The following is a 15454-nucleotide window of genomic DNA, read 5'->3' as shown; positions in this document are numbered from 1 at the left end:
CTGAAGCTCGATTACGCGACCAACCCCGTGCTTGGGATACACCACATAATCGCCTACATCAAACATCGCCGCGTTGGACGTCATATTTCGACCTTTCTGATTATTCGGGAGAATAAGCTCGCTGACGACATAATGTCGTCCATAAGACAGTTGGCATTCGTCCCTTACGTCATCATCCGCTCAATCCCATGATAGGAAGGCGGTTATCGACCATTTTTGGCCTGTCGGCGCGGAGTGTAACAGATTCGCCACAAAAGTTCAATGCTGCTGTACAGAGCGTCAATCGTGCGACTTAAATTGCGCTTAATTTTCGCACGCGATCATCATGTTCGGCAAACACGGCATTACTAATCGGCTTGATATCTGCCGAGTTCATCCAGCATAGGTCCATATGGCCAAGAACGCGGTCATCATGGCTTCTTATGGTGACGGGCAGGATGGGTTGATGATCCAGCTCATCGACCAAAACCGGATTGGATGGGACACCCGTCCCCCATTTTTCTCCCCATTGGCGCAACGCGATCATTGTCGGCAGCAAATCCAGCCCTTTTTCGGTCAGGCGATATTCCACTTTACGGCGGTCATCAGGGCACGGCGTACGATGCAATATGCCGCTTTCGCTCAACCGGCTTAAGCGGTTGGCCAATATGTTGCGCGCAATGCTGATTTCCGTGAGGAAATCTTCAAAATGGCGGATGCCATTGAAGGCAGCGCGCAAGATCATGAACGACCATCGTTCGCCCATTGCCTCAAGTGCGGTTGGTAGCCCACACTCGGTAATATCCTGTAGTGACTCGCGCAATTCGCCCATATATTTAACCCCCGACGCATAGGGTGAGCCGACCCGAAAAATTTTGCAACCCCATTTAAGTTTTAAGTTGCAACTCGAAACCTAATCTAATAAGTAGCGATTCGCAACTGGTTTTCCAGGGGCGCAAAACGAAGGTTTGGAGACAGAATGCCGGCCACCGTTGTGCTCTGTTATCAAAGCTAAAAGGATAAGATTATGACTCTCTCCAAAGTTTCCGCCCGTTTGGGCGCACTCGCTGCCGCATCTGTTATCAGCGCCACACTTCTTTTCGGTGTTCCAACGCAGGCGCAAGCTGCAAGCAACAGCGCATATTACAAAATCGAATTGGCGCAGCCAGCCGCATCGAAGCAAGAATTGCTGCGTAGCGTTGTTGTAAAGTGCGAAGGCACTGCATGCCGCGCGCCAATGGCGTCGACGGCCGCAAAGAATATGTGTGTCAGTGTCGCCCGCAAATTGGGTTCAGTATCTGCATTCACCGCCGGTGATCGCGTCTTTACTGCCGACGAAATCGCAGCCTGTAACGCTGGCGCTTAATTGGCAACCTCTCAATAAGCACATTCGGCTCTTCTCTCCTCCCAACTAACCCGCGACAATTTTATTGACGCTTTGAGCCGAGACAACTGCACCGGAATATGGGCATACGCGAAACATCGTGGACGCCATATTCCGGTGCATTTTTTTGTTGGAGCAGGCGTTCTCACATGCGCCATGCACAAGCAGCCAGCGCATAATTTGTTGTTAAATCGACTATGTTTTTAAGTTTCTTGTTGCAACGCAGCGCAAAAGCCACATCTTGGAGCCTATGATGCGGCAATATGAATTGGTTGAACGGGTGCGGGCCTATATCCCGGATGTCGATGAGGATCGGCTTAACCGAGCCTATGTCTTTACGGTTCAGATGCATGGTGCGCAGAAACGGGCATCAGGTGACCCGTATTTCAGCCATCCGGTCGAAGTCGCAGGACTGATGACCGACCTCAAAATGGATGAGGACACGATCATCACTGCGCTGCTCCACGACACGGTGGAAGACACGCTCACTTCAATCGAAGATGTGGAAAACCGCTTCGGTTCCGAAGTCGCGCGCCTGGTCGACGGCGTTACCAAGCTTTCGAAAATCGAGGCGCAAACCGAAGACGAACGCGCTGCGGAGAATTTGCGTAAGTTCCTGCTCGCTATTTCCGATGATATCCGCGTTCTTTTGGTCAAGCTTGCGGATCGCCTGCACAATATGCGGACGCTGCATTTCATCAAAAGCCCGGAAAAACGTCGTCGTATCGCCAAAGAAACGATGGATATCTATGCCCCGCTGGCGGAGCGGATTGGCATGTATGAATATATGCGCGAAATGCAGTTGCTCGCGTTCGAACAGCTGGAGCCCGAAGCATATCAGACGATTACAGGACGTCTGAAACAAATCCGCGAAAAGGCCGATGTTGAAATCGACCAGATTAACCAGACCATCGCTTGGGAAATGGAGCAGGCTGGACTGAAAATCAAAATCTCCGGCCGCGAAAAACATCCTTATTCGATCTGGAAAAAGATGCAGGAACGCCATGTTGCGTTTGAGCAGCTGACGGATATCAATGCCTTTCGCGTGATAACCGAGACCACCGAAGACTGCTATCGCGCTTTGGGTGTGCTGCATCGGCGTTGGCAAATGGTCCCGGGGCGGTTCAAGGATTTCGTCTCGACGCCAAAGCGCAACGGATATAAATCGCTGCACACAACAATCATGTTCGCCAAAAACATGCGCGTCGAAGTGCAAATCCGCAGCGCCGAAATGCACCGAAGTTCGGAACATGGCTTCGCCGCGCACTGGGCCTATAAGCAAGCCGATAAGCCCGATGGGCAGGCTGCGTGGTTACGCGATCTCATTGAAATTCTTGAAACCAGCCAAGATGCCGAGGATATCCTCGAAAATACACGCATGGCGATGTATCAGGACCGGATATTTGCCTTCACCCCAAAGGGCGCGCTGCATCAGTTGCCCAAGGGTTCAACTGTCGTTGATTTTGCGTATGCCGTGCATACCGATCTTGGCGACAAGACCGTTGGCGCAAAAGTGAATGGGCGCCATGTCCCGTTGCGTGCGCAATTGAACAATGGCGATATGGTCGAAATCCTGAAATCCAAGGCGCAGGAACCGCAGCAGACTTGGCTTAACTTCGTCACGACAGGTAAGGCGCGCGCCGCAATCCGCCGGCACGTGCGGCACCGCGAACGCGATGAGCTGGTCGCGATTGGGCGCAAGCTTTATGAAGAAGTTGCTGCGCGTATGCCGGGCAAAATCGGCAAGAAAGCCTTAACTGCCGCGGTGAACCGGCTGAAGCTTGAGGATGAGGAAGAGCTGATGCATCGCATCGGCCTTGGCAAGATTAATGACCACGCCCTGATGGAGGCACTGGTACCTGGCTTTGACGCGGATGGCATCGCGCTTGATTTTCCAAATCAAGAACGCGCCATTTCCATACGCGGACTGACGCCGGGCGTCGGTTACCACCTCGGTGAATGCTGTCACCCCATTCCGGGTGACCGGATCGTGGGGCTGAGGTTGCCGGGACAACCCGTCGAAGTGCACACGATCGAATGTGACCGTCTCGCTAACGGAGCCGACGCCGATTGGGTCGACCTCAGTTGGGGGCAGGGTAGCGATGGCGCTTCGGCGCGATTGCGCACGATCATTCACAATCGTCCCGGCACGCTGGGTGAAATTGCGGGCATTTTTGGCTATCACAAGGCGAACATCATCAATTTGCGTTTAACCGCGCGCGACGCCGAGTTTCACACCTTTGAAATAGATTTGGAGGTGCACGATTTGCAGCACCTTATGCGGATAATATCCGCGCTTCGGGCGTCCGAGGCTGTGGCGACAGCAGACCGCGTCTACGACTAAATCCAGTCGCCAATCTCATCCCCGGGTTCAGCATAGACAAAACGTTTGGCCAGTTCAAAACTGTGTCCAGCGCGCAAAAAGGCATTGAGTTGCTTGTTGCGTTTCTCCGGCGTTGCCGCTTCTTGGGCAAATGGACCGATACGTTTGCGTCGTGCAAAGTTTTCGGCGGCACTTAATGTGCTTTCTTCCATATGTGCTTTTGCCGGGATGGCATCCGCTTGGCCAATGCCGCTTGCGCGCAAATCCTCGTTTAAGCGCCGTTCGCCATAGCCACGGCGCACAAATGACCGGCTTCGTGCCTCAGCAAATTGGGCATCGTTTATATAGCCGAGTGCGGCAAATTGTTCGACCAGCATTGCGATGTCCGCGCTGCGTTCCCCGTCCCACCCGCGCTCGCGAATTTTGCGGTTTAAATAGGTCCCGAGCTTTGCCTGTGTGGTTGCGTATTTGCCAACATAATGCAGCGCTAGCTGTCTAAGTCTCTCGTCATTTAACGGCGGAGCGGGTTTTTTGGCGGCGCGTGGGCTGTTCACGCCCTATTCTTGCCACAGTCGGGTCGAAATTTGAACTGGTATCGGCGCGTAATGGCGTAAGATAACAATAAAATCTTGGGTCACTGCCCTTTTGCTATGGGAAAATTTATGAGCGAACGCGCATCCACGCCAACGCAGGACAGTTTGCCACGTCGTTTTTCTGACTTTGCGACCTTAGGTGAGGCATTGGATTATGCCGCCCAAGGGCAGCGTGGGCTCAATTTCCACGACATGCGCGGCCAATTGGCGCGTCCTTATCCCTATAGCGAAATGCGCGAAGACGCGCTGAACATGGCGTATCGCTTGATCAGCCACGGTGTCCGTAAAGATGACCGCATTGCCTTGGTCGCTGAGACCGGTCCAGATTTTGCGGCCTTGTTCTTTGGCTGTGTATATGCCGGCGCATGGCCCGTGCCGCTGCCATTGCCAACGTCATTTGGCGGTAAAGAAAGCTATGTGGACCAGCTGTCCGTGCAGTTGAAAAGCTGTGACCCCAAGATACTGTTCTTTCCAGCGGAACTCGCCGACATGGCCAACGACGCGGCACGCGCATGCAATGTTGAAGGCATTGATTGGGAAAGCTTCAGCGATCGCATTGCATCAAAGTCCGATCTTCCTTCGGCGCAGACCGACGAAATTTGCTATTTGCAATATTCCAGCGGCTCGACCCGTTTCCCGCATGGCGTGGCGGTTACCCACAATGCCCTGCTGAACAATCTGTCGGCGCATTCGCATGGCATGGAAGTGACGGAAAATGATCGCTGCGTGTCGTGGTTGCCCTGGTATCATGATATGGGCCTTGTTGGTTGTTTCCTGTCGCCGGTCGCCAACCAAGTTTCGACGGATTACATGAAAACCGAAGATTTCGCGCGTCGCCCGTTGGCGTGGCTTGATGTTATTAGCGCCGCCGATGGCACGGTCATCAGCTACTCGCCAACATTCGGCTATGATATCTGCGCGCGGCGGGTTTCCAGCCAGACACAGGTCAATGATCGCTTCGACCTCGCAAAATGGCGCCTTGCGGGCAATGGTGCCGATATGATCCGTCCCGACGTCATGCAGGCTTTTGTCGATGCATTTGGCGATGCGGGTTTCAAGGCCTCCTCTTTCCTTCCAAGCTATGGCTTGGCTGAAACCACCTTGGCGGTGTCCATCATGCCACCGGGCGAAGGTATTCAAGTTGAACTTGTCGAAGAGACGGAACTAACTGGCCATCCCGGTGCGCCGGATCGCCCCATCCGTTATCGTGCAATCGTTAACTGCGGCCGCGCTGTAAAAGACATGACCATCGAAATCCGCGACGAAAACCGCAAGCCACTTGCGGATAAGACGATCGGTAAAGTGTGGTGCACAGGGCCTTCGTTGATGAAGGAATATTTCCGCGACCAGGAATCGACCGACGCTTGTCTTGTCGACGGTTGGCTGGACACGGGCGACATGGGCTATCTGTCGAACGGCTACATTTATATTGTGGGCCGCGCCAAAGACATGATCATCATCAATGGTAAAAACCATTGGCCACAGGACATTGAATGGGCGGTTGAGCAACTGCCTGGATTTAAAGCTGGCGATATCGCTGCTTTCTCCGTGACGACGCCGGGCGGTGAGGAAACACCTGCTGTGCTGGTCCAGTGCCGCACCACCGACGAAGCCGAGCGGGCAAAGCTGCGTGAGCAGATCCGCGACAAGGTTCGGTCGGTGACTGGAATGAACTGTGTCGTTGAATTGGTACCACCGCGGACATTGCCGCGGACCAGCTCAGGCAAAATGAGCCGTGCGAAAGCGCGCAATCTGTATCTGTCCGGTGAAATTCAGCCCTACGCAATCGCGGCTTAACCGCCTGCAAATATCGAACGGTTGCGGGATAGCTGCGTCGGTCGATGGCCTTGCATTTTGTAAAGGGCTACAGCCTCAGGTGGCTTGAGAAGCCCTAGAGCAGCTCAAGCACTTTTTCTTGCGGTCGGCATAACCGAACACCTTTATCGGTTTCCACAAATGGTCGTTCGACCAGGATTGGGTGTTCAACCATATGATCCAATATGCGATCGGCAGAAGCGCCGTCGATCAAACCTAATTCTTCAGCTGGTGAGCCGCGGGTGCGCAGTGCTTCGCGTGGCGTAAGGCCTGCATCCTTAAACAGTTGTTCAAGCTTTGCACGGGTGAAGGGTTGCTTGCGATATTCGATAATCTCGACCGTCACACCCGGGGCTTCTTGAAGGAGCGCGAGCGTCTTGCGCGACGTCCCGCAATCGGGGTTATGCCAGATTGTTGCGTTCATGATGGTCGTCCCTGATAATGCCGTTTGCGTCGCAATGTACCTAAATCGGTGACCCGCAAAAGCAAACGCGCTTTTTCCCATTTTTAAATTGCATATGATAACGATTCGCAATAGTGACCCGCAATCGAATTGCGAGTCATTTGCAATAAACATAAAAAGGCCGAAAATGCTTCGTCTCTCCTCTTCCGTTTTCGCCTTTGTTTATTTGGCAATAAGTGCGCCTTATGCGTTCGCCGAAGACGTGGCATTTGATGACGGGGCAAGTGATGACAGCCGGACCATCATTGTGACGGGTGTCAGCGACGGGTACCTCGCATCCAATTCCATCACGGCCACAAAAACCGACACGCCGCTGATCGATATTCCGCAGACCATCAATGTCGTGACCCGCGAACAATTGGATGATCAGGCGCATCACTCGCTGGCGGATATATTGCGCTATGTTCCGGGAACCACCGTGGGCCAAGGCGAGGGCAATCGCGACCAAATCACCCTACGTGGTCAAAACACAACGGCTGACTTTTTCTTGGACGGCGTTCGCGATGACGTTCAATATTATCGCGGCCTCTACAATATTGAGCGGGTCGAAATTCTGAAGGGCCCTTATGCGCTGATTTTTGGCCGCGGCGGCGGCGGCGGCATCATCAACCGGGTTCAGAAGGCTCCGTTGAGTGACGATTTCATTTACGCAGGACAAGCCAGCATCAACAGTTTCGGGGCCTATGACGTTTCGGCTGATTTGAATGCTCCGTTAAGTGCATCCACTGCTGTGCGTATTAACGCGGTGTACGAAAGCCTAGACAGCCATCGTGATTTTGTTGGCGGCGAACGCTATGCTTGGAACCCCTATGTCGCGTTCAGGCTGAACGATGCTTGGAAGCTGGGGCTTTCGTATGAATATGTAAATGACGACCGCACGACGGATCGTGGTATCCCGTCGGTTGCGACCAGTGCGGGCCAACCCAATCGTCCGTTGGCTGGCTTTCGGGATCAGTTTTTCGGCGTCCCCGGTGCCAATCGTACGCGACTTGAGGCGCACATTGCCAAGCTGCGGCTAGACGGTCAGTTGGCATCAAACCTCAATTTCAGCGGCACCATGCTCTATGGCGATTACGATAAAATCTATCTGAACGTCTTTGCAAATGGCGCGGCGACGGCACAAAATGGAACGGTTGCTCTTGCGGCCTATAGTGACCCCACCCAGCGCGAAAATGTCATTGCTCAAGCGAATTTGGTTTGGGACATCGAAACGGGCGCGCTTGCACACAAAATTCTTGTCGGCGCGGAGTATGGAGACCAAAAATCAACCAATCGGCGTTTCAATGGGACACTTTCCAACGCGACATTGAACCTTTCGAACCCGGTTTTCCCAACAGTCGCTTTCAACGCATTGGCACGTGACAGCGTTTCTGATGTGAAGTTCTTCTCTGCTTATGTGCAGGACCAGATTAGCTTTGGCGAACATATCGATGTCGTTGCAGGGCTTCGGTACGACAGTTTTGATATCAGCGGTGCAGATTTGCTGCCGGCAATCGACCGCCCTTTTGCACGTAAGGATGAAAAGATAAGCCCGCGTCTTGGGCTGATTTTCAAACCGCAGGAAAGCATGTCGCTTTACGGCAGCTATAGCCAATCATTCCTGCCGCGGTCGGGTGATCAGTTCCTGGCGCTGACGGTGACACAGCAAAATCTGGCTCCGGAAAAATTCACCAACTTTGAAATCGGCGCCAAATGGGATGTTCAGCCAAATTTAAACCTGACCCTTGCAGTGTTTCAGCTTGATCGCAGCAATGCGACGACGCCGGACCCCGCCAATCCGCTTGCCAGCATCAATATCGGCAAAACCCGGACCCAGGGGATTGAGCTGGCCGCGACAGGGCGCGTGACGTCGCAATGGCAAGTACATGGTGGCTACAGCTATCAGGACGCCATTCTGGCGGGCAACGATGCTGTGCGACTAGGCCAAGTGCCGAAGCATCAAGCAAGCCTATGGAACCGGTATGAATTGTCTGACGCGTTTGCAGCAGGTGTCGGCATCATCCATCAGTCGAGCCAATATGCGGCCATCCGCACATCCGCGACGACAACTAAATTGCCTGCATTCACACGGGTCGATGCTGCTCTATATTATGATGTGAGCGACCGCTTGCAGCTTCAGCTGAATGTCGAAAATCTGTTCGACACCGCATATTATTCGGACGCACACAACAATAACAACATCTCGACTGGCGCGCCGATCAATGGTCGCTTTACGGTTAGGGCGAAGTTTTAACCGCTGGCCGTCGCAGCCGCATGAAGCTTGGCGTTGGTGACATAATGCGCAACGCCGATCCGCATCCCCATAACGGCCGCATCGTCGAGATCGCGCACAAATCGCGCTGGCGACCCTGCCCATAGTTGTCGCGCTTCAATGCGTTTACCTTGGGTCAGCATTGCCCCTGCCGCGAGCATGGCATCGCTTTCAATGACGGCGCCGTTCATGACCGTTGACGACAACCCTACAAACGCACGGTCGTGAAGGATGCAACCGTGCAGCATGACATTGTGCCCAACGAGCACGTCATCCCCGATGATGGTCGGAAAACCATCTTCAACGCCGGGCATTGGGCCATCGCAATGCACGACACTGCCGTCTTGAATATTTGTTCGGGCGCCAATCACAACCCGATTTACTTCAGCGCGAATGACGCAATTGTACCAGATGCTGGCCTCCGGCCCGATCGTGACATCACCGATAATACGACAGCCGGGCGCAATGAATGCGCTGGCATGAATCTGTGGGGTCTTGCCATTGACAGTGACAATGCTGATGTCGGTACGGTTATTGATCATCGGATTTTCCATAATGAAAGATGTGGCACAACCGATGCATAATCATCGGTCCACGCATATGTGTCGCAGGATGCTTCAGCGCCGTTCATGTTTTACCCGTTGAGCAAACGCGCGGCCAGTGCGGCATGATATGTCAAAATGCCGGAGCAACCGGCACGTTTGAATGCCATCAGCGTTTCCAGAACCAAGGCATCGCGGTCACCAGCTCCGGCGGCCGCGGCGGCCTCAATCATCGCATATTCACCGGACACTTGGTACGCGAATACGGGCACGTCGAATTGGTCACGCACGCGGCGGACAATATCGAGATAGGGCAGGCCGGGCTTAACCATGACGCTGTCGGCACCTTCGGCAATGTCCATAGCGACTTCGCGCATGGCTTCATCGCTGTTCGCTGGATCCATCTGATAAGTTTTCTTGTTACCTTTCAGCAGGCCGCTTGAGCCAACGGCGTCACGGAACGGGCCGTAGAATGCGCTGGCATATTTTGCGGCGTAGGACATGATTTGGACGTTGGGATAGCCATTCATTTCGAGTGCCTTGCGAATGGCGCCAATGCGTCCGTCCATCATGTCGCTTGGCGCAATGATATCCGCGCCGGCATTGGCCTGATTTATCGCCTGATCGACAAGAACGGCGACCGTTTCGTCGTTCAGCACATAACCGGAATCGTCGATTAAGCCGTCCTGTCCGTGCGACGTGTAAGGGTCGAGCGCGACATCGGTCAAAATGCCGATTGCATCGCCATGTGCCTGTTTGATGGCGCGGATGGCGCGGCACATCAGATTGTCGGGGTTGAGCGCCTCTTCACCGTCCTCGCTGCGCCGTTCTGGCTGCGTGTTTGGGAACAATGCGATGCAGGGGATACCAAGATCGATAGCTTCAGCAGCGCGCACAACGATCTGGTCGACGGACCAGCGAGATACGCCCGGGAGCGATAAAATCGGCTCTTCGACCGCCTCTCCCTCGGTGACGAACAATGGCCAGATAAGATCTGCAGGCGAAAGCATAGTCTCACGGACCATGGCTCTGCTCCATTGGGTGGCGCGCGTGCGGCGCAGACGGGTGTTCGGGAAAAAGGATGTGTTGCTCATGAACGACAGGTAGCGGTGTTATGCCGCATCCTCAATGGCTTATCCTTTGGGCTGCGAATGGTCGATTTGAAGTGTCAGTCGGTCGATTTCGCGCTTCGGTTCGTCCGTGCTTTTCGCTTGCGTGCGCAATGGTGCGAGCGCTGCACCGGCCTTGACCGATTTCAGGCGCTGAAGCGTGCCTTTAAAGCGCGCAAGGTCACTGCCCCCAAGTTGTGCACGCTGCGTAAACTTGATCGAATTCGGGTTCACCGCACGTCCGTTGCGATATAATTCATAGTGCAAATGCGGACCAGTCGATAAACCCGTTGACCCCACATAACCGATGATTTGACCGCGCCGCACGCGGCTTCCGGCGCGTGCTGCGATGCGGCTCATATGGCCATAGCCACTGGCAAGGCCGCCGCCATGGTTTAGCTGAACAAAGTTGCCGTAACCGCCCTTGCGTCCGGCATACGCAACGACACCATCGGTCACCGCAAAAATGGGTTGGCCATAGCTTGCTTTAAAATCAAGGCCGCTGTGCATGCGCATATAGCCTAAAATCGGGTGACGTCTGCCGCCAAAGCCCGATGTCACAGCGCCATTAACTGGGCGGCTGAGCGCGCCTTTTGATTCACCCACGCCGGAGGCTTCGAACCATTGGCTGCTATCGCCATTGGTCCACTTGAGCATCTGAACTGGCGATTTGCCGTCGCGGTCGACGCCGGCATATAAAAGATTGCCGACCTTAACTTCACCGGTTTCAGCGCGCTTATAACCAACGATGATATCAAATTCATCGGTCGCGCGGATTGCCGACAAGGGCATGCGGCCCGAGATGACTTTCAGATAATCCTGGATAGCACTGGCAGGCGCACCCGCTGCGCGCGCTGACCGGTAAATGCCCTGGCTGCCGACTGTGCCGCGGATGCGCAACGGCGTGTCATCGACGATAATCGGTTCGCGGCTTAACCTGAGGGCACCACCTTCGCGGTTGATAGCGAGATTGAGGTCAAATCGTGCGCGAAAGGCAACGGATTCCAAAGGCCGTGGCTGATTTTGCGCAGAGCGTTTACCGAGCACGATATTGATGGGGGTGCCGGGCTCAATATCCGATAGCGATGTGACGCCTGAAACCATGTTGGCGACATCACTGGCTTCATTGCCGCCAACGCCAGCGCGCTGCAGGACCCGTGCAAAGCTGTCTCCGCGGCCCAAGGATGCTGTCAATTCGATGCGGGGACGCTCCGGGCTTCCGGCAAGGGCAATAACTGCGTCGGTGGCCGCCATGCGTTTGCCGCTGTCACTGCCATAGGCAATTGGCATGATCATTTGTGCGCGCGCTTCTTCGAACTCGGCTTCCGTCGGGATCGACGGTTGTGGGCCGTAAATGGGCCCAAAATCGGGGAGGAGCGCAAGTGCAGCAACGCTTAATAGGGTTAGCGTTCCAAGACCGCGAAACCAGCGGACGGAACCAATATTTTCGCCAAGGTCGGGGACGAGGTCGAGTTGAGCAATGCGTTCGCGCCAAGTTGCTTCGGTGGTCTGGCGCAGGGGTGCGACCATAAAATCGGCAAGCATCACGCTTCCGTTCCCGGCGGCCGCAGCAAAGTGTGTATCTTTGCCTTCAAACATTCAGAACTATATCCACGACCCTGTCCTTATCCACCCGGACATTCTTATCTGCCCACATCCCTGTGACGGCATATGGTTAATGTCAATTTAACACAGCAGGCAAGTGGCCCGCGATGCGGCCAATGGTGTATATTCACCGACCAGTCTGGGAACAATGTTGTAAATGACGCTCACACATTTAATCGCTTCATTAAATGTTCGGCAATGCTAAAGCAGGATGCAATATCGGGAGGGTCGAATGCACAGCGATCGGGTTGAATTTTTCTACGATCTTTCAAGCCCGTGGACCTATTTGGCGTTCACGAACATTATGGGCGTGCTCGACCGCACAGGGGCGACAATGACGTTGCGGCCTATATTGGTCGGTGGCGTCTTTAACGCGGTCAACCCGTCGGTCTATGCCGCCCGTGAAGCATCCGACAATCCAAAGCTGCTGCACAGTTGGAAAACGCTTCGTGATTGGGCAGCGTTAGCCGGCGTCACGCTGAACTTCCCCAGCCAATATCACCCCGCCAAGAGCGTCAATGCGATGCGGATGGCCTGCAGTCTTGCCGATGATCCAGTCGCGCTGCACGCGTTTACGAAAGCGGCGTTCGAAAGCTATTTTGGCGCGCAGGAAAATCTTGATGATCCCGATGTGCTGGTTGCGGTGGCCAATAGTGTTGGTTTGGATGGTGACGCCTTGCGCACGCGTGCGCAATCAGACGACGTAAAGGCGCTGCTGCGCGCCAATACGGATGAAGTCATTGCGCGCGGTGGCTATGGCTCGCCTACGATTTTTGTCGACAAAACATATATGTATTTTGGTAATGACCAACTGCCTTTGGTGGAATTTGCATTGAATAGGAGCGCCGCATGAACGACCGGGTTAGCATAACCGTTGAAAACCACGTGGCCGATGTGCGGCTTACCCGCGCCGACAAAATGAACGCGCTCGACCCGGCCATGTTTCAGGGGATCATATCCGCCGGAGAAGAGCTTGCAGCGATGAAAGGCGTGCGCGCCGTCGTGCTTTCGGGTGAAGGACGCAGCTTTTGTGCAGGGCTTGATATGGCCAGCATGGCAAGCGGCGGTGCAAGCGCGAATAGCGGCATGGGCAGCCTCACGGACCGTACGCACGGCAACGCCAACACATTTCAGCAAGTCGCGATGCTTTGGCGTAAGCTGCCTATGCCCGTCATTGCCGCAGTCCACGGCGTGTGCTTTGGCGGCGGCCTGCAAATTGCCAGCGGTGCGGACATCCGCGTCATCACGCCTGATGCGCGGCTAGCGGTGATGGAAATGAAATGGGGGCTCATCCCTGACATGGGCGGCTATGCCTTATGGCGCGGCATGGTGCGTGAAGATGTGCTGCGCGAGTTAACCTACACCAACCGCGAGTTTTCGGGGGCGGAGGCGCTTGGCTTGGGCTTTGCGACGTTCGTGGATGAAAACCCCCACGCCCGCGCCATGGCCATTGCCCGTGAAATCGCGGACCGGAACCCCGACGCTATGCGTGAGGCCAAGGCGCTGTTCAACGAATATACCGACATGGACGAAGACGCGATCTTGATGGCCGAAAGCGTCCGCCAAGCCAAAGTCATTCGTAAACCCAACCAGATTGAAGCGGTTATGGCCGGAATGCAGAAGCGCGCAGCTACCTTTGTTGATTGAATACATCAAACTGAAAGGCTTGCGTTAGCCATCCGAACAACATCATTTTGACTAGTTGGATTTAACCCGCAACCGCTCCAGTGCTTCGCGCAAGCCCTCCGATATAGGGGACGCGCCAGATTTGCCGGTGAGCACCGTAGTCGTGCTGCAGGTCGCTACGCACTTGCCGCCCTGAAACGCGGCCGAGGCGACCTCCCAGCTTGAGGTGCCGACGCGATATATGCCGCTGGCAATCTGGACATGCTCGGGAAAGTAGCTTTCCGCCAGATAGTTTATTTCGACCCGAACGATGAGCCAGCGGTGATCTTTCGCAAAATTGGGCAAACCAATCGAATGGGTAAAAAGGCCGCGGCCATGTTCGAACAGTCCAGCCATCGCCACATTGTTGATATGGCCCAGCATGTCGAGATCAGCGAAGCGGGTCTCGGTCGAATGGACAAACGGATAGTTGGCGATGTCCATGCGCCAAGGTTCGGGCTTAGCCACTTTTTTACAGACCCCGACCGATCAATTCTTTCATGATCTCGTTGGTGCCGCCGAAAATGCGCGTTACGCGTGCGGCGCGCCACATGCGGGCGATGGGATATTCATTCATATATCCCGCGCCGCCATGCAGTTGCAGACAGGCGTCGACAACTTCCCACTGCAGGTCAGTGTGCCACAGCTTTGCAGCAGCGCCTTCCTCGGCGGTCAGTTCTTTCTTATAATGGCGGTTCAACGCCCAATCGAGATGTGCCCAGCCAATTTGCAGCTTTGCCTTGATATCGGCCAATACGAAACGGGTGTTTTGGAAATCCAGCAGTGGCTTGCCGAACACAATCCGTTCGCGGCAGAACGCAACGGTTTCATCAAAAGCTTTCTGCGTGCTGGCCATCGACGACACCGCAATCGACAGACGCTCCTGCGGCAATTCGCTCATCAGATAGATGAAGCCCTTGCCCTCTTCGCCCAAGCAGTTGGTCATTGGCACGCGGACATCTTCGAAGAACAGTTCCGACGTATCCGCTTCATCCATGCCGATTTTGTCGAGGTTGCGGCCGCGCTTGAAGCCGTCACGATCCGCCTCAACGAGGACAATCGACATGCCCTTATACGCTGGCTGGATCTCAGTATCGGTTTTGACGCAGACCAAGATCAGGTCGGCATTTTGGCCATTGGTGATATAGGTTTTGCTGCCGTTGATGACATAATGGTTGCCGTCTTTGCGCGCGGTTGTCTTCATACCCTGAAGATCGCTTCCGGTGCCGGGCTCCGTCATGGCGATGGCGGTGATGACCTCGCCCGAGATCATCTTGGGCAACCAATGCTTCTTCTGCTCTTCGCTGCCGTAGCTGGTGATGTAGTTTACGACGATATCGGACTGAAGCGAGAAGCCCGTGGCGACGCCGCCATAATAAGCCGATTCTTCGTCGACGATCGCGTTGTAGCCAAAGTCGAGGCCAAGGCCGCCATATTCAACAGGTGCAGTGGGGCAGAGCATGCCGACTGCGCCAGCCTTGGGCCAGATCGACTTTGGCACGATGCCATTTTCTTGCCACTGCTTTGCGTGGGGCGCGACTTCCTTTTGCAGGAACTGGCGTACCGACTGGCGGAACGCTTCATGGTCTTCATTATAGGCGGTGCGTGGAATGGTATCGAGCGACATGGAGAATCCCCTGCGAGAAGTTACTGCAAAATATACAGCATCAATGGCAGCAAGTTGACGCGGACGTCAAGCCGAATTTAATCGTTTGATTAAACTGG

Annotated in this window: 15 protein-coding genes; 6 read left to right on the top strand and 9 right to left on the bottom strand. The window is 54.6% G+C overall.

Annotated elements, in window-relative coordinates:
* Together ACIQ0G_RS05725 and ACIQ0G_RS05720 are read right to left on the bottom strand one after the other, a co-directional pair.
* A partial coding sequence (locus ACIQ0G_RS05725; protein WP_397577076.1) for a CarD family transcriptional regulator occupies positions 1 to 84 on the bottom strand: 84 nt, incomplete at its 3' end.
* 208 nt (positions 85 to 292) lie between these two features.
* Complete coding sequence (locus ACIQ0G_RS05720) at positions 293 to 811, bottom strand: helix-turn-helix domain-containing protein (protein WP_183941811.1); 519 nt, start codon at positions 809 to 811, stop codon at positions 293 to 295.
* A 195-nt stretch (positions 812 to 1006) separates the two neighbouring features.
* On the opposite strand from ACIQ0G_RS05720, the gene ACIQ0G_RS05715 reads away from it, so the two are divergent.
* Together ACIQ0G_RS05715 and ACIQ0G_RS05710 are read left to right on the top strand one after the other, a co-directional pair.
* Positions 1007 to 1345 carry a CC_3452 family protein gene (locus ACIQ0G_RS05715; protein ID WP_397577075.1) on the top strand — a complete coding sequence of 113 codons (339 nt, stop codon included), beginning with the start codon at positions 1007 to 1009 and terminating at the stop codon, positions 1343 to 1345.
* A 268-nt stretch (positions 1346 to 1613) separates the two neighbouring features.
* Positions 1614 to 3707: a RelA/SpoT family protein gene (locus ACIQ0G_RS05710; protein WP_397577074.1), complete on the top strand. Its 2094-nt coding sequence runs from the start codon at positions 1614 to 1616 to the stop codon at positions 3705 to 3707.
* Here ACIQ0G_RS05710 and ACIQ0G_RS05705 read toward each other — a convergent pair.
* Positions 3704 to 4240, bottom strand: a complete 537-nt coding sequence (locus ACIQ0G_RS05705; protein ID WP_397577073.1) for a regulatory protein RecX — start codon at positions 4238 to 4240, stop codon at positions 3704 to 3706. The genes ACIQ0G_RS05710 and ACIQ0G_RS05705 overlap by 4 nt on opposite strands.
* Positions 4241 to 4348: 108 nt before the next feature.
* Here ACIQ0G_RS05705 and ACIQ0G_RS05700 point away from each other — a divergent pair, with 108 nt between their 5' ends.
* Positions 4349 to 6076, top strand: a complete 1728-nt coding sequence (locus tag ACIQ0G_RS05700) for a fatty acyl-AMP ligase (RefSeq protein ID WP_397577072.1) — start codon at positions 4349 to 4351, stop codon at positions 6074 to 6076.
* Positions 6077 to 6170: 94 nt separating this feature from the next.
* Here the strand turns inward: ACIQ0G_RS05700 and arsC are convergent, their stop codons facing one another.
* Complete coding sequence (gene arsC / locus ACIQ0G_RS05695; protein ID WP_183941806.1) at positions 6171 to 6518, bottom strand: arsenate reductase (glutaredoxin); 348 nt, start codon at positions 6516 to 6518, stop codon at positions 6171 to 6173.
* Between the two features lie 241 nt (positions 6519 to 6759).
* Here arsC and ACIQ0G_RS05690 point away from each other — a divergent pair, with 241 nt between their 5' ends.
* Positions 6760 to 8790 (top strand): TonB-dependent receptor, encoded by a 2031-nt coding sequence (locus ACIQ0G_RS05690; protein WP_397577071.1) that lies wholly within the window; start codon positions 6760 to 6762, stop codon positions 8788 to 8790.
* Here the strand turns inward: ACIQ0G_RS05690 and ACIQ0G_RS05685 are convergent.
* From ACIQ0G_RS05685 to ACIQ0G_RS05675, 3 genes are all read right to left on the bottom strand, one after another.
* A complete protein-coding gene (locus ACIQ0G_RS05685) occupies positions 8787 to 9350 on the bottom strand; it encodes a gamma carbonic anhydrase family protein (protein ID WP_397577070.1) in 564 nt (187 codons plus the stop codon). The two genes, ACIQ0G_RS05690 and ACIQ0G_RS05685, sit on opposite strands and share 4 nt — an antisense overlap.
* A 92-nt stretch (positions 9351 to 9442) precedes the next feature.
* Positions 9443 to 10444, bottom strand: coding sequence for a porphobilinogen synthase (gene hemB, locus ACIQ0G_RS05680; RefSeq protein ID WP_397577069.1), 1002 nt, complete (start codon positions 10442 to 10444; stop codon positions 9443 to 9445).
* A 39-nt stretch (positions 10445 to 10483) separates the two neighbouring features.
* Positions 10484 to 12004 (bottom strand): M23 family metallopeptidase, encoded by a 1521-nt coding sequence (locus tag ACIQ0G_RS05675; protein WP_397577068.1) that lies wholly within the window; start codon positions 12002 to 12004, stop codon positions 10484 to 10486.
* 292 nt (positions 12005 to 12296) lie between these two features.
* On the opposite strand from ACIQ0G_RS05675, the gene ACIQ0G_RS05670 reads away from it, so the two are divergent.
* Together ACIQ0G_RS05670 and ACIQ0G_RS05665 are read left to right on the top strand one after the other, a co-directional pair.
* Entirely contained in the window at positions 12297 to 12917 is a 621-nt protein-coding gene (locus ACIQ0G_RS05670) for a 2-hydroxychromene-2-carboxylate isomerase (RefSeq protein WP_397577067.1), read from the top strand.
* Positions 12914 to 13711 carry a crotonase/enoyl-CoA hydratase family protein gene (locus ACIQ0G_RS05665; protein ID WP_397577066.1) on the top strand — a complete coding sequence of 266 codons (798 nt, stop codon included), beginning with the start codon at positions 12914 to 12916 and terminating at the stop codon, positions 13709 to 13711. Before ACIQ0G_RS05670 ends, ACIQ0G_RS05665 begins: the two co-directional genes overlap by 4 nt.
* A gap of 51 nt (positions 13712 to 13762) precedes the next feature.
* Here the strand turns inward: ACIQ0G_RS05665 and ACIQ0G_RS05660 are convergent, their stop codons facing one another.
* Together ACIQ0G_RS05660 and ACIQ0G_RS05655 are read right to left on the bottom strand one after the other, a co-directional pair.
* A complete protein-coding gene (locus tag ACIQ0G_RS05660; protein ID WP_397577065.1) occupies positions 13763 to 14173 on the bottom strand; it encodes an acyl-CoA thioesterase in 411 nt (136 codons plus the stop codon).
* A 28-nt stretch (positions 14174 to 14201) separates the two neighbouring features.
* On the bottom strand, positions 14202 to 15356 hold the full coding sequence (locus tag ACIQ0G_RS05655) for an acyl-CoA dehydrogenase family protein (RefSeq protein WP_395636982.1): 1155 nt from the start codon (positions 15354 to 15356) through the stop codon (positions 14202 to 14204).
* Positions 15357 to 15454 lie beyond the last annotated feature (98 nt).

This window comes from Sphingorhabdus sp. (assembly GCF_044354325.1).
Lineage (GTDB): Bacteria > Pseudomonadota > Alphaproteobacteria > Sphingomonadales > Sphingomonadaceae > Sphingorhabdus_B.
Note: the sequence above shows the minus strand (reverse complement) of the source record. Positions and strands in the feature narration are given on the sequence as shown.

Excerpts from the sequence above, each read along its gene's own strand:
- ACIQ0G_RS05660 (WP_397577065.1), bottom strand. The coding sequence starts at position 14,173 with ATGGACATCGCCAACTATCCGTTTGTCCATTCGACCGAGACCCGCTTC.
- arsC (WP_183941806.1), bottom strand. The coding sequence starts at position 6,518 with ATGAACGCAACAATCTGGCATAACCCCGATTGCGGGACGTCGCGCAAG.
- ACIQ0G_RS05675 (WP_397577068.1), bottom strand. The coding sequence starts at position 12,004 with ATGCTTGCCGATTTTATGGTCGCACCCCTGCGCCAGACCACCGAAGCA.
- ACIQ0G_RS05665 (WP_397577066.1), top strand. The coding sequence starts at position 12,914 with ATGAACGACCGGGTTAGCATAACCGTTGAAAACCACGTGGCCGATGTG.
- ACIQ0G_RS05670 (WP_397577067.1), top strand. The coding sequence starts at position 12,297 with ATGCACAGCGATCGGGTTGAATTTTTCTACGATCTTTCAAGCCCGTGG.
- ACIQ0G_RS05720 (WP_183941811.1), bottom strand. The coding sequence starts at position 811 with ATGGGCGAATTGCGCGAGTCACTACAGGATATTACCGAGTGTGGGCTA.
- ACIQ0G_RS05715 (WP_397577075.1), top strand. The coding sequence starts at position 1,007 with ATGACTCTCTCCAAAGTTTCCGCCCGTTTGGGCGCACTCGCTGCCGCA.
- hemB (WP_397577069.1), bottom strand. The coding sequence starts at position 10,444 with ATGAGCAACACATCCTTTTTCCCGAACACCCGTCTGCGCCGCACGCGC.
- ACIQ0G_RS05655 (WP_395636982.1), bottom strand. The coding sequence starts at position 15,356 with ATGTCGCTCGATACCATTCCACGCACCGCCTATAATGAAGACCATGAA.
- ACIQ0G_RS05710 (WP_397577074.1), top strand. The coding sequence starts at position 1,614 with ATGATGCGGCAATATGAATTGGTTGAACGGGTGCGGGCCTATATCCCG.
- ACIQ0G_RS05685 (WP_397577070.1), bottom strand. The coding sequence starts at position 9,350 with ATGATCAATAACCGTACCGACATCAGCATTGTCACTGTCAATGGCAAG.
- ACIQ0G_RS05700 (WP_397577072.1), top strand. The coding sequence starts at position 4,349 with ATGAGCGAACGCGCATCCACGCCAACGCAGGACAGTTTGCCACGTCGT.